Raw genomic sequence first — 12,715 nt, forward strand, 5'->3', positions numbered from 1 at the left:
GCTCCGGCTAGACTGGGCGCGTGAATTTCCTGAAGTACTCCCTGCTCCGGTTCGCGCTGCTCGTGCTGGCCTTCCTGCTCAGCATGTGGCTGGGCGTGGGGCTGGTCCTGTCCGGGGTCGCCGCGGTGGTCATCTCCTTCGCGGTCTCCTACCTGTTCTTCCCGCGCCTGCACAGCGCCGCGGGGGAGGAGTTCCACCGGTGGTTCGCGCGGGCGCCGAAGCCCCGCAACCGGGTGGCGCTCGAGGACCAGGAGGTCGAGGACGCCTACGTGGACCGGCGGCTGCGCGAGGACGGCCGCGAGGTCTGAGCCGCCCGCCGTCACCTCCTCACCGGGTGCTCACCACCACTGCCGCAGCAGCACCGCCAGCAGGAAGAGCACGGCCCAGCCCACGTTGAGCACCCCGCACTGCCGGAGCACGGGGATGAGCTGGCGCCGGTCCTGCACCCGCAGCACCGTGGCCACGGGCGCCCACGCCAGGGGCAGGAGCAGCAGCACGAGCAGCATCCACGGGTTGTCGGGCACCAGGAACAGCACGAGCGCGAACGCCACGGCGATCTCCGCGGTGAACACCACCCGCGCCAGCGGGTCGCCCAGCCGCACGGCCAGGGTCCGCTTGCCGACCTCCCGGTCCCCGGGCAGGTCCCGGATGTTGTTGGCCATCAGCAGGGCGGTGGCGATCAGACCGGTGGACAGGGCCGCGACGAAGGCCTCGAGGTTGAGGGTGCCCGCCTGGGTGAGCGTGGTGCCGAGCACGGCCACGAGCCCGAAGTACACGAACACGAACACGTCCCCGAGCCCGCGGTACCCGTACGGGCTGCGCCCGCCGGTGTACCCCCACGCGGCGAGCACGGCAGAGAGGCCCACGGGGATGAACCACCACTGACGGCTCAGCACCACCAGGGCCGCGCCGGCGAGCGCGGCGAGGCCGAAGCACAGCAGCGCCGCCGCCCGCACCTGCCCCGGCGCGGCGGCCCCGGAACCCGTGAGGCGCAGGGGGCCCACACGGTCGTCGTCGGTGCCCCGGATGCCGTCGGAGTAGTCGTTGGCGTAGTTCACGCCGATCTGCAGGAGGAGGGCGACCAGCAGCGCGAGCAGCGCGCGGACGGGGTCGAACGAGTGCAGGGCCTGGGCCGCGGCGGAGCCGGCCACCACGGGGGCGAGGGCCATCGGCAGCGTCCGGAGCCGGGCCCCCTCGATCCACTGTGCTGGCGTGGCCACGGGCTACCTCCGTCGGGAACGACCCGCGCGGGTGCGGGGTGCGGGATGCGGGCCGCGGTGGGGGTCCGTGGCCGCGAACCATTGTGTCACGGCCCGGCCCCGGACCCGGCTCGGGCGGGGGCTCAGCCCAGCAGACGGCCCACGGCGGCGCGGTCCGGCTTCCCGGTGGGCAGCAGGGGCAGCTCGTCCGGCCAGGCCCAGCGCCGGGGCACCGCGGCGGCGCCGTGCCGGGCGCGCACCGACTCCTCGAGCTCGGCGCGCAGCCGCCGGCGGTCCGCGCCGGGGACCGCGACGACCGCCGCCCCGACCGCCTGCCCCCACTCGGGGTCGGGCACGCCGAGCACCAGGGCCTGGCGCACCCCCGGGTGCTCCGTGAGCGCGGCGCTCACGAGCCCCGCGGCGACCTTGACCCCGCCGGTGTTCACCACGTCGTCGACCCGCCCGTGCACCGTGAGCACGCCGTCGGCGGAGATCTCGCCGAGGTCGTCCGTGCGGTACCAGCGGGTCCCGGCGGCCTCCCGGAAGTGCCGTGCGGTCTGCTCCGGGTCCCCGGCGTAGCCGGCGGCGACGACGTCCCCGCCGAGCCAGATCCGGCCCGGCCCGGACCCGCCGGTGACCCCGGGTCGCGGGGCGTCGTCCTCGGCCCCCTCCGTCCCCACGTGCACGGAGACGCCGTCCAGGGGCACGCCGTCGTAGACGCAGCCCCCGCACGTCTCCGACATCCCGTAGGTGACGACCACCCGGACGTCGGCGGCCCGGGCGGCCGCCAGCAGCCGCGGGGGAGCGGCCGAGCCGCCGAGCAGGACCGCGGAGAAGCTCTTCAGCGCGGAGACCGCGTCCCCGTTGCGCACCCCGGACGCCGGTTCCAGGATCCGCTGCAGCTGGGTGGGCACGAGCGAGGTGAAGCGCACGGGGTCCTCCAGCTCCTCGGCCGCCGCCGCGAAGGCCTCGGGGGTGAAGCGGGCCGCGGGGTCGAGGACCACGGGGTCCGTCCCGGCGTAGAGGGAGCGCACGAGCACCTGGAGCCCGGCCACGTAGTGGACGGGCAGCGCGAGCAGCCACTGGCCCACCCCGCCGGTGCGCACCGCGGTGGCCATCGAGGACGCCGCGAGCGCGTCCCGGGTGAGGACCGTGCGCTTGGCCCGGCCCGTGGAGCCGGAGGTCCGCACGACGACGGCGTTGCCCTCCCGGCCCAGCGCGCGGGTCAGCGGGGACAGCAGCCGCAGGGGGTCGCCGGGCACGGGCCCGTCGAGGACCACGGCGTCGCCGGGGACGATCAGTTCGGCCATCGCGGGTCTCCTCCTCGCGCCGCCGGTCGGCTCCCGACCCGGGGACGGGTCGTGCACCGGCGGCAGCCGGCCTAGAAGTAGTAGGGGAAGCCGGACCAGTCCGGGTCGCGCTTGCCCAGGAACGCGTCCCGGCCCTCGACGGCCTCGTCGGTCATGTACGCCATGCGGGTCGCCTCGCCGGCGAAGACCTGCTGGCCGACCATCCCGTCGTCGGGCAGGTTGAAGGCGAACTTCAGCATCCGGATCGCCTGCGGGGACTGGGCCGCCACGTCCCGGGCGGCGGCGATCGCCGCGTCCTCCAGCTCCGCGTGCGGGACGACCTCGTTGACCGCGCCCATCTCGAGCATCCGCTGCGCGTCGTACCCCCGGGCGAGGAAGAAGATCTCGCGGGCCGCCTTCTGCCCCACCTGCCGGGCGAGCAGCGCGGAGCCGTAGCCGGCGTCGAAGGAGCCGACGGTGGCGTCCGTCTGCTTGAACCGCCCGTGCTCCCGGGACGCGATCGTGAGGTCGCAGACCACGTGCAGGGAGTGCCCGCCGCCCGCGGCCCACCCGGGGACGGCGGCGATGACCACCTTGGGCATGGTGCGGATCAGGCGCTGCACCTCGAGGATGTGCAGCCGCCCGGCGCGGGCCGGGTCGATGCTCTCGGCGGTCTCGCCCCCGGCGTAGCGGTAGCCGTCGCGGCCGCGGATGCGCTGGTCCCCGCCGGAGCAGAACGCCCAGCCGCCGTCCTTGGCGGAGGGCCCGTTGCCGGTGAGGACCACGGCGCCCACGTCCGAGCTCATCCGCGCGTGGTCGAGCGCGCGGTAGAGCTCGTCGACGGTGCCCGGCCGGAAGGCGTTGCGCACCTCCGGGCGGTCGAAGGCGATCCGCACCCACGGCAGGTCCCGGAGCACCGCGCCGTCCGCGTCCCGCTCCACACCGCGGTGGTAGGTGAGGTCCTGCAGGTCCTGGAAGCCCTCGACCGTCCGCCACTGCACGGGGTCGAAGAGCTCCGAGACCTGCTCGGGGAGGTGGTTGCTGGCGGGGGTCGGGGTCGCGTCGGTCACGGGTCCGAGTCTACGGGGACTTCTCCGCCGGCCTCGAGACCGCCCCCCGGACCGTCAGCGACGGTGCGGTGGAGGGCGGGAGGAGAACGCCCCACGACAGCCACCGGCCGTCAGGCCGGGATCGCGCCAGCGGCGCCCGCCAGCAGCGCCCGCACCTCCGCGGCGGACCCGCACGCCAGGGCCCGCCGCGCGAGGTCCTGCGCACCGGCCAGCGTCACGTCCCGCAGGCGCGCCTTGACGAGGGCCACCCGGGTGGGCACCACGCTGAGCTCCTCGACGCCCAGCCCGGCGAGCACCACCGCCGCGGCCGGGTCACCGGCGAGGTCGCCGCACACCGCGACGTGCGTGCCCTCGGGCACCTCGGCGCACACCCGGGACACCAGGTCGAGCACGGCGGGCTGCCGGGCGTCCGCCAGCGCCGAGACCGCGGTGTTGCCCCGCTCGGCGGCCATCGTGTACTGCGCGAGGTCGTTGGTGCCGATGCTCACGAAGTCGAGCCCCTGCGCCACGCGGCGGACGGCCAGGGCCGCGGCCGGGACCTCGATCATGACGCCGACCCTCATGCCCGCCGGGCGGCCGCCGATCGCCGAGGAGGCCTCGTCGAGCCGCTCCAGCGCCCACGCCACCTCCTCGGCGGTGCTGACCATGGGGAACATGACGTGCACCGGGTGGTCCCGGGCCACCAGACAGATCGCGGTCAGCTGGTCGCGGAGCACCTCCGGTGCCCGCCGCATGAGCCGGAGCCCGCGCTCGCCGAGGAACGGGTTCGCCTCGTCGGGCGCCGGCAGGAAGGACAGCGGCTTGTCGCCGCCGACGTCCCAGGTGCGGACGGTCACCGGCCGCCCGGCGAAAGCCTCGGCGATCCCGGCGAACGCGGCCGCCTGCGCCTCGACCGACGGGACGTCGTCCAGGTGGCCGAACAGGACCTCGGTGCGCAGCAGCCCGCACCCCTGCGCGCCGAACGCGACGGCCCGGCCGGCGTCGGCGGGCGTCGTGACGTTGGCGAGCACCGGCACCGGGTGGCCGTCCGCCGTCGCGCCCGGTTCGCGGGCGGTGGCCAGGACGCGCTCGGCCTCGACGGCCCGGGCGGCCGACAGCTCGCGGAGGGAGCGCCGGGTGCTCTCGTCGGGGTCGACGACGAACCGCCGGGCCCGCGCGTCGAAGCCGACGACGGTGCCGGGTGCCACAGCGGCCGCGGCCGGCCCGGCGTCGTGGTACACCGGGATGCCGCGCGAGCGGGCGACGAGGACGCCGTGGCCGGTGTCCCCGCCCGCCAGCGTGACCACGCCCGCGACCCGGTGCGGGTCCAGCGTCGCCGCTGTTGCGGCGTCGAGCTCCCGCACGACGAGGACCGCGGGCGGACCCTCGGCCGGGACGGCGTCCTCGGGCGCGCCGGCTCCGGCCAGTGCGGCGAGCATCCGCTGCCGCACGCTGCGGACGTCCTCGGCGCGCGCCCGCAGGTAGGGGTCGTCCATCGCCTCGAGCTCTCCGCCCAGCGCGGAGAGCCGGTCCTCCCACGCCGTGGGCGCGGGCGCGCCGGCGGCGATGCCGGCGGAGACCGCCTCGATCAGGCCGGGGTCGACGAGCAGGGCCTCGTGGGCCTCGAGGACGGCGCCCACCGGGCCGGGGCCCCCGGTGGCGGAACGGCGCAGTGCGGCCAGCTCGGCGAGTGCGCGGGCGACGGCCGCGTCCGAGCGCCGCTGCTCCTCGGCAGGCCCGCCCGGCCGGTAGCCGGAGAGGTCGATCGCGCCGCCCCGCACCACCGCCGGGCCGAGGGCGACGTCGCCGCCCGGTCCGGCGGCGGGCGGCACGGGCACGACCGTCGGACCGGCCGACCCGGGGGCCGCCGGGGGCGCCTGGTCGGAGGGCCGGTCGCCCCAGGAGTCCGCGGCCAGCGCCCGCACCGCCTCGGTCAACGACTCGGCGCCGGGTCCGGACGCCTCGAAGCGCAGCCGGTCGCCCTGCCGGACGGCGAGCGTCACGAGCCCGGAGAGGCTGCGGGCGTCGACCGGACCGCGGCCCGTGCGCAGGTTCGTGACCACGGCGGCCGCGTCGGCGGCCCGCACGAGCCCGACCAGCCGGGCGGCCGGGCGCGCGTGCAGGCCGTGCGGGGTGTCCACGGGCAGCTCGGCGACGACCTCGGGTGCCGCGGGCGGCGCCGTCGTGCCCGCCGCCGACGGGTCCGCCGCCTCCCCCAGGTGATCCAGCTTGGCGGCCAGTCCGCGGCCGGCCTCCTCGAGCACCGCGTCCAGCGGCGCGCCGGTCGCGGCCGTCACCACGGCGGCGACCAGCCCCTCGACGAGCGGAGCGGGCGACAGGCGCACCCGCTCGGCGACGTCGGGCGGCACGAGCTCCCGCGCCATCTCCGCGCTGAGCACGGCGCTGCCGAGGTCGAGGAGCACCAGCACGCCGTCCGGTGAGTCGACGGCGGTGATGGCGTCGGCGACCGCGACGGCGTCCGTGCCGAACCCGGCGCCGGCACCCGCCGCCACGGCGATCGGCGGGCGCTCCGCGACCATCTCGCAGGCCAGCTCGACGGCCGCCTCGGCCAGCGCGCGGCTGTGCGAGACGACGACGATGCCGATCACGGCAGGCTGTCGGCGGCGGACCGCAGCAGCAGCGCCGTGCTGGTGGCGCCCGGGTCCTGGTGCCCGGCGCTGCGCTGGCCCAGGTAGCTGGCCCGGCCCTTGCGGGCCACGAGCGGGATCGTCGCGGCGCAGCCCGCCTCGGCCGCGTCGGCCGAGGCGGACAGCGCGTCGGCGGTGCCGGCGCCCCCGGCCACCGCCGCGTCGTACGCGTCGATCGCCGGGACCAGGGCGTCCACCATCGTCTTGTCGCCCTGCTGGGCCTTGCCCCGGGCGACCACGCCCTCCAGCCCGGCCCGCAGCGCCCCGCCCAGCGCGGCGGCGTCGACGGCCTGCCCATCGGCCAGCCCGCCGCCGACCCGCAGGAAGAACGTGCCGTACAGCGGGCCGCTGGCCCCGCCGACGGTGCTGACCAGGGTCATGCCGGCCTTCTTCAGCATCGCGCCGGCGTCCCCGGCACCGCCCGCGTCCAGCGCGCCGACGACCGCCCGCATGCCACGGTCCATGTTGCTCCCGTGGTCGGCGTCGCCGATGGCGGAGTCGAGCTCCGTGAGCTCGGCGGCGTGGTCGTGGACGACCTCCGCGAACCTCCGCAGCCAGCGGTCGAGACCCTCGGCGGTGACCTCCGGCATCACGTGCCCCAGCGCAGGCCGGGGGTGTTGACCGGCGCGTCCCACAGGCGGACGACCTCGTCGTCCGCGCGCAGCAGGGTCACGGAGCAGCCGGCCATGTCCAGCGAGGTGATGTAGTTGCCGACCAAGCTGCGGGCGACCGGGATGCCGGCCTTCTGCAGCAGCTGCTGCACCTCGGAGTACATGATGTACAGCTCGATCAGCGGCGTGCCGCCCATGCCGTTGAGGAACGCGATCACCGGGGCGCCGTCGGCCGCGGGCAGGTCGGCCAGGACCGGCTCGACGAGCATGGCCGCGATCTCCCGCGCGGGAGCGATCGGCCGCCGTTCGCGTCCGGGCTCGCCGTGGATGCCGATGCCGACCTCGATCTCGTTCTCGCCGAGCTCGAACGTCGGCCTGCCCGCGGCCGGGACCGTGCACGAGGTGAGCGCCATGCCCATGCTGCGCCCCTGCTCGTCGACCCGCCGCGCGATGTCGGCGACCTCGGCGAGCGGACGGCCCTCCTCGGCGGCCGCACCGGCGATCTTCTCCAGCAGCACGGTGACCCCCACGCCGCGACGTCCGGCGGTGTACAGGCTGTCCTGCACGGCGACGTCGTCGTCGGTGACGACCGAGACCACCTCGACACCGTTCTCGGCGGCGAGCTCGGCGGCCATCTCGAAGTTCATGACGTCGCCGGTGTAGTTCTTCACGATGTGCAGGACGCCGGCGCCGCCGTCGACGCCGAGGGTCGCGGCGAGCATCTGGTCCGGCACCGGGGAGGTGAACACCTCGCCGGCGCAGGCCGCGTCCAGCATCCCCGGGCCCACGAACCCGCCGTGCATCGGCTCGTGTCCGGAGCCGCCGCCGGACACCAGGCCCACCTTGCCGCGCCGGGGCGCGTCGGCGCGGAAGACGACGCGGTTGGAGTGGTCGACGCGCAGGCGGTCCCCGTGCGCCGCCTGCATGCCGAGCAGGGCCTCCCGGACGACGTCGGCCGGGTCGTTGATGAGCTTCTTCATGTGCCCCATCCGACCACTCCGCCGGTGGTCGTGACAACAGTTCCGGACGACTGTGGGGCATTGAGTCCTCGGCGCGCGACGAGAGCGCCGTCCCCCGGCGGCCGAGACCCTAAGCTCGGAGGATGGCTGAGATCCGGACGAGCACCCTGCACACCACAGCTGTCGGGGACGACGGCGACCGCGTCGTCTTCCTGCACGGTCTGTTCGGCCGGGGCAAGAACTTCACCCGGATCGCCAAGGACCTCCAGCCGGACTTCCGGAGCCTGCTCGTGGACCTGCCCAACCACGGCGGGTCCGCGTGGACGGACCGGGTGGACTACGAGCAGATGGCGGACTCCGTGGCCGAGACCCTGCGCGACGACTTCGCCGCGGCGGGGCCGGTCGCCGTCGTCGGGCACTCCCTCGGCGGCAAGGTGGCGATGGTGCTGGCGCTGCGGCACCCGGAGCTCGTCTCCCGGCTCGTCGTGGTGGACATCGCCCCCGCCCGGGCCGGGGGCGGCGAGGGCGAGTTCGCCCACCTGCTGGACAGCCTCGCGGCCGTGGACCTCACGGCCGTGGAGCGCCGCTCGGACGCGGACGAGGCCCTCCGGGGGCCCATCCCGTGGGACACCACCCGGAGCTTCCTGCTGCAGAACCTGCGCAGGGGCCCGGAGGGCCTCTCCTGGGAGCCGAACCTCGAGCTGCTGCGGTCGAGCCTGGACACCATCGGCGGCTTCCCGGACACCGGGGACGCCGTGTACGAGGGGCCGGTGCTCTGGGTCGCCGGCGGGCGCTCGGACTACGTCCGCGACGAGCACGCGCCGGTCATGCGCCGGCTGTTCCCCCGGGCGCACCGGGTGACGATCCGCGAGGCCGGCCACTGGGTCCACTCGCAGGAGCCGGAGAAGTTCGCCGCGGTGCTGCGCGGGTTCCTGGCCCGCACCGGGCCCTGACCGCCCTCCCCGCCCGGGGCGCGGCCGCCCCGGACGGTGCGCGCCGGGTGCGGCGGCCGCCGTCCGCCGCGGCCGGCCCCCGCGGCGGTGGGAGACTGGGACGATGAGCCCCGTCCCCTTCGACCTCGCCCGGATCGGCGCCGGCCTGCCGGTCGCCGGGGTGCTCGGCGAGCTCCGCGCGGCCCTCGCCGGCGGCGTCGCCGTGGTGCAGGCCCCGCCCGGCACCGGCAAGACCACCCTGGTGCCCCCGCTGGTCGCCGACCTGCTGCACGAGCGCGCCACGGGTCCCGGGCCCGGCCGGGTGGTCGTCACCCAGCCCCGCCGGGTCGCCGCCCGCGCGGCGGCCCGGCGCCTGGCGCACCTGACCGGGACCCGGGTGGGCGAGCTCGTGGGCCACACGGTGCGCGGCGACCGGCGCACCGGGGCCGGCACCCTCGTCGAGTTCGTCACGCCCGGCGTGCTCCTGCGCCGGCTGCTGCAGGACCCCGGGCTGCCCGGGGTGGGCGCCGTGGTCCTCGACGAGGTCCACGAGCGCGGTCTCGAGTCCGACCTGCTCGTCGGCATGCTGGCCGAGGTCCGGCAGCTGCGCGAGGACCTGGTGCTCGTCGCGATGTCCGCGACCCTCGACGCCCCGCGCTTCGCCGGGCTGCTGGGCGAGGGCGCCCCGGCCCCCGTGGTCGACTGCCCGGCCGCCCTCCACCCGCTCACGGTCCGTTGGGCCCCGGCCCCCGGGCGGCGCACCGACGAGCGCGGGGTCACCCGCCCGTTCCTCGACCACGTCGCCCGGACCGCGGCCGACGCCCACGCGCGGGCCCTGGCCCGGGACGGCGCCACGGACGCGCTCGTGTTCGTCCCCGGGGCGTGGGAGGTCGACCAGGTCGCCCGGCGGCTGCGGGAGACCTGCCGCGGGACCGAGGTGCTCGAGCTGCACGGCCGGGTCGGGGCCGCCGAGCAGGACCGGGCGACCTCGGGACGCCGGCCCGGGGACCCGCCCCGCGTGGTCGTCTCCACGTCCCTGGCCGAGTCCTCCCTGACGGTGCCGGGCGTGCGCCTCGTGGTCGACTCCGGGCTCTCCCGCGAGCCCCGGCGGGACGCCGGCCGCGGCATGACGGGCCTGGTCACGGTGGCGGCCTCCCGGGCCTCGGCCGAGCAGCGGGCGGGCCGTGCCGCCCGGCTCGGGCCCGGGGAGGTCGTGCGCTGCTACGACGAGCGGACCTGGGCCGCGATGCCCCGCCACCTCACCCCCGAGCTCGCGGCCGCCGACCTCACGGGCGCCGCGCTGCTGCTCGCCTGCTGGGGCGCCCCCGGCGGACGGGGCCTGCCCCTGCCGGACCCCCTGCCCGCGCCGGCCCTGGCCGACGCCGTCACCGTGCTGCACGGGCTCGGCGCGCTCGACGAGGACGGCCGGGCCACCGCCACCGGTCGGCTGCTCGCGGCGGTGCCCGTGGACCCGCGCCTGGCCCGCGGCCTGCTGGACGGCGCCCGCGCGGTGGGCGCCCGGCCGGCGGCCGAGGTCGTCGCGATGGTCTCGGACGACCACCGTCCGCCCGGCGGGGACCTGACCCGCCTGCTCGCCGAGCTGCGCGCCGGGCGGGCCCCGGAGGCCCGCCGCTGGGCCGACGAGGCCCGCCGGCTGGAGCGGATCGCCACGGACCCCGCGTTCTCCGCAGCGCCCGCGCCGCGGGCGGCCGGGGACGTCCCGGCCGATTCCGTGACCGGTGCCGTCGTGGCGCTGGCCCTGCCGGAGCGGGTCGCCCGGAAGGTGGGGGAGACCTACCTGCTCGCCTCCGGGACCCGTGCGGGACTGGCCCCGGGGAGCGGCCTGGCGGGCCACGAGTGGCTCGCCGTCGCGGACGTCACCCGGGCGTCCGGCCAGGCCGCCGCCGGGACCGGGGCGGTCGTGCGCGCCGCGGCGGCGCTCGACCGGCCCCTCGCCGAGCGCTGCGCCGAGCACTTGCTCACCGACGAGGTCCGCACCCGCTTCGAGGACGGGCGGGCGAGCGCCCGCCGGGTCCGGGCCCTCGGGGCGATCGAGCTGTCCTCGACCCCGGTGCGGCCCACCCCGGCGGCGGCCCGCGAGGCGGTGCGCGCCGCCCTGGCCGAGCAGGGCCTCGGCCTGCTCGGCTGGTCGGACGGCGCCGACCGGCTGAGGCGCCGGCTCGCGCTGCTCCACCACCGGCTCGGGGACCCGTGGCCCGACGTGTCCGACGCCGCCCTGCTCGACCGGCTCGACGAGTGGCTCGCCCCCGAGCTCGACGCCCTCGCCGCCGGCCGCCGGGTCGACCTCGCCGCGCCCCTGCGGCGGCTGCTCCCGTGGCCGGAGGCCGCCCGCCTCGACGAGCTCGCGCCCGAGCGGCTGACCGTGGCCAGCGGCTCCCGGGCCCGGATCGACTACCCGGCCGCCGACGACCCCGCCGGCCGGCCCGTGGTCAGCGTCAAGCTCCAGGAGTGCTTCGGGTGGGCGGCGTCCCCGGCCGTGGCCGGCGGCCGGGTCCCGGTCCTCTTCCACCTGCTCTCCCCGGCGGGGCGGCCGCTGGCCGTGACCGACGACCTCGCCTCCTTCTGGTCCGGCCCCTACGCCCAGGTGCGCGCCGAGATGCGCGGCCGCTACCCCCGGCACCCCTGGCCCGAGGACCCCTGGACCGCGCCCGCGACCGCCCGCACCGCGCGCCGCTCCTGAGCCCGGACCCGTGCCCGGGCACGGCGGGTGGCGTCCCGGTGTGATCTGGGTTACGGTGGAGTCACCGCACCTGCCGAGCGCGTTGATCCAGCGCGCACGGACCGGCTCGCCCACCTCGCGATCCCCGGTCCGGGGCACGCACCGGCCGGACCCCCGCGACGCGATCGTTCCCGCGGGCCCGGCACCGGTCACGGTTCCGCCGGGCAGCACCTGCCCTCCCAGCACGGGTGCCCCGGCACATCTGTCACACCGCAGCTCGCTGCACCTCACGGAGAACGGGTACGCCCTCATGACTGCCACCTCGATCGAGACCACGCCGACGACCCCGACCACCTCGTCCCTGCCGCTGGTTCCCCAGGTCGCCGCTCCCGCGGTCGGCCCGGAGCTCGCCCGCTCCTGGCTGCTCGTCAACGGTGCCCAGGCCGAGCGGTTCGCGGCGGCCCGGGCGAGCGCGGCCGACGTCGTCGTCCTGGACATCGAGGACTCCGTGGCGCCCAAGGACAAGGAGCGCGCCCGCCGCAACGTCATCAGCTGGCTGGACGCCCGGGACGAGCACGGCGAGCAGCACCACGCGTGGGTGCGGGTCAACGGCTTCGGCACCCAGTGGTGGGAGGAGGACCTCCGGGCCCTTGCCGGCGTCCGCGGCCTGGACGGCGTCATGCTGGCCATGGTCGAGTCCCCGGAGCACGTCACCCGCACCGCGGAGCTGCTCAAGGACACGCGGATCGTGGCGCTCGTCGAGACGGCCCGCGGCGTGCAGCACCTGCAGGCCATCGCCGGTGCCCGCTCCACGTACCGCCTCGGCTTCGGCCTGGGCGACTTCCGGCGCGACACGGGCTTCGGGGAGAACCCCATGACGCTGGCCTACACGCGCTCGCAGTTCACGATCGCCTCCCGGGCGGCCAACCTGCCCGGCCCCATCGACGGGCCCGCCGTCGGCGCGCTCGGGCCGAAGCTGGCCGAGGCCACGTCCGTGACCCTGGAGTTCGGCATGACGGGCAAGCTGTGCCTGATGCCGGAGCAGACCGCCACGGTCAACGAGGGCCTGAGCCCGTCCCTGTCCGAGCTGTCCTGGGCCACCGAGTTCCTCCAGGAGTTCGACGCCGACGGCGGGGAGATCCGCAACGGCTCCGACCTGCCGCGCCTCGCCCGCGCCAAGAAGATCCTGGGCCTGGCCGGCGCCTTCGGCCTGAGCATCCCCGAGGGCTACGACGTCCACTTCGAGGCGCCGACCGACACGTACCACTGCTGATCCGGTGGTGAGGGGCCGGCACCCGGCCCCGCCCCCGCGCGGGAGCGCACCCCCTCCCCGCGCGTCCGACGGACC

10 protein-coding genes are annotated in these 12,715 nt (G+C 77.0%); 4 read left to right on the plus strand and 6 right to left on the minus strand.

Annotated features, from left to right (window positions below; all coding sequences use genetic code 11):
- Positions 1–20 precede the first annotated feature (20 nt).
- Positions 21–308: a DUF4229 domain-containing protein gene (locus EQG70_RS05255; protein WP_017832475.1), complete on the plus strand. Its 288-nt coding sequence runs from the start codon at positions 21–23 to the stop codon at positions 306–308.
- Between the two features lie 30 nt (positions 309–338).
- On the opposite strand, the gene EQG70_RS05260 is transcribed toward EQG70_RS05255, so the two are convergent.
- From EQG70_RS05260 to dhaK, 6 genes are all read right to left on the minus strand, one after another.
- Positions 339–1,220, minus strand: coding sequence for a 1,4-dihydroxy-2-naphthoate polyprenyltransferase (locus tag EQG70_RS05260; RefSeq protein WP_017832474.1), 882 nt, complete (start codon positions 1,218–1,220; stop codon positions 339–341).
- A 122-nt stretch (positions 1,221–1,342) separates the two neighbouring features.
- On the minus strand, positions 1,343–2,509 hold the full coding sequence (locus tag EQG70_RS05265; RefSeq protein WP_109268156.1) for an AMP-binding protein: 1,167 nt from the start codon (positions 2,507–2,509) through the stop codon (positions 1,343–1,345).
- A 71-nt stretch (positions 2,510–2,580) separates the two neighbouring features.
- Complete coding sequence (locus EQG70_RS05270) at positions 2,581–3,558, minus strand: 1,4-dihydroxy-2-naphthoyl-CoA synthase (RefSeq protein WP_109268155.1); 978 nt, start codon at positions 3,556–3,558, stop codon at positions 2,581–2,583.
- Positions 3,559–3,668: 110 nt separating this feature from the next.
- Positions 3,669–6,146, minus strand: coding sequence for a phosphoenolpyruvate--protein phosphotransferase (gene ptsP, locus EQG70_RS05275; RefSeq protein WP_109268154.1), 2,478 nt, complete (start codon positions 6,144–6,146; stop codon positions 3,669–3,671).
- A complete protein-coding gene (gene dhaL, locus EQG70_RS05280) occupies positions 6,143–6,775 on the minus strand; it encodes a dihydroxyacetone kinase subunit DhaL (RefSeq protein WP_109268153.1) in 633 nt (210 codons plus the stop codon). The genes ptsP and dhaL overlap by 4 nt, the downstream gene beginning before the upstream one ends.
- Entirely contained in the window at positions 6,775–7,776 is a 1,002-nt protein-coding gene (dhaK, locus tag EQG70_RS05285) for a dihydroxyacetone kinase subunit DhaK (protein WP_109268255.1), read from the minus strand. Before dhaK ends, dhaL begins: the two co-directional genes overlap by 1 nt.
- Before the next feature lie 122 nt (positions 7,777–7,898).
- Between dhaK and EQG70_RS05290 the strand changes: the two genes are divergently transcribed.
- The 3 genes from EQG70_RS05290 to EQG70_RS05300 all read left to right on the plus strand — a co-directional run bounded on the left by EQG70_RS05290 (position 7,899) and on the right by EQG70_RS05300 (position 12,640).
- A complete protein-coding gene (locus tag EQG70_RS05290; RefSeq protein WP_017832468.1) occupies positions 7,899–8,708 on the plus strand; it encodes an alpha/beta fold hydrolase in 810 nt (269 codons plus the stop codon).
- A 103-nt stretch (positions 8,709–8,811) separates the two neighbouring features.
- The gene (hrpB, locus tag EQG70_RS05295; protein WP_109268152.1) at positions 8,812–11,388 is read left to right on the plus strand and encodes an ATP-dependent helicase HrpB; all 2,577 of its coding nucleotides are present in this window, start codon (positions 8,812–8,814) and stop codon (positions 11,386–11,388) included.
- 289 nt (positions 11,389–11,677) lie between these two features.
- Positions 11,678–12,640, plus strand: coding sequence for an HpcH/HpaI aldolase/citrate lyase family protein (locus tag EQG70_RS05300; RefSeq protein WP_017832466.1), 963 nt, complete (start codon positions 11,678–11,680; stop codon positions 12,638–12,640).
- The last annotated feature ends 75 nt before the right edge of the window (positions 12,641–12,715 follow it).

Source organism: Kocuria rosea (assembly GCF_006094695.1).
In the GTDB taxonomy this organism is placed as follows: Bacteria; Actinomycetota; Actinomycetes; order Actinomycetales; family Micrococcaceae; genus Kocuria; species Kocuria rosea.

Coding starts and splice junctions, on each gene's coding strand:
- EQG70_RS05265 (WP_109268156.1), bottom strand. CDS start 2,509: ATGGCCGAACTGATCGTCCCCGGCGACGCCGTGGTCCTCGACGGGCCC.
- dhaL (WP_109268153.1), bottom strand. CDS start 6,775: ATGCCGGAGGTCACCGCCGAGGGTCTCGACCGCTGGCTGCGGAGGTTC.
- dhaK (WP_109268255.1), bottom strand. CDS start 7,776: ATGAAGAAGCTCATCAACGACCCGGCCGACGTCGTCCGGGAGGCCCTG.
- EQG70_RS05290 (WP_017832468.1), top strand. CDS start 7,899: ATGGCTGAGATCCGGACGAGCACCCTGCACACCACAGCTGTCGGGGAC.
- hrpB (WP_109268152.1), top strand. CDS start 8,812: ATGAGCCCCGTCCCCTTCGACCTCGCCCGGATCGGCGCCGGCCTGCCG.
- EQG70_RS05300 (WP_017832466.1), top strand. CDS start 11,678: ATGACTGCCACCTCGATCGAGACCACGCCGACGACCCCGACCACCTCG.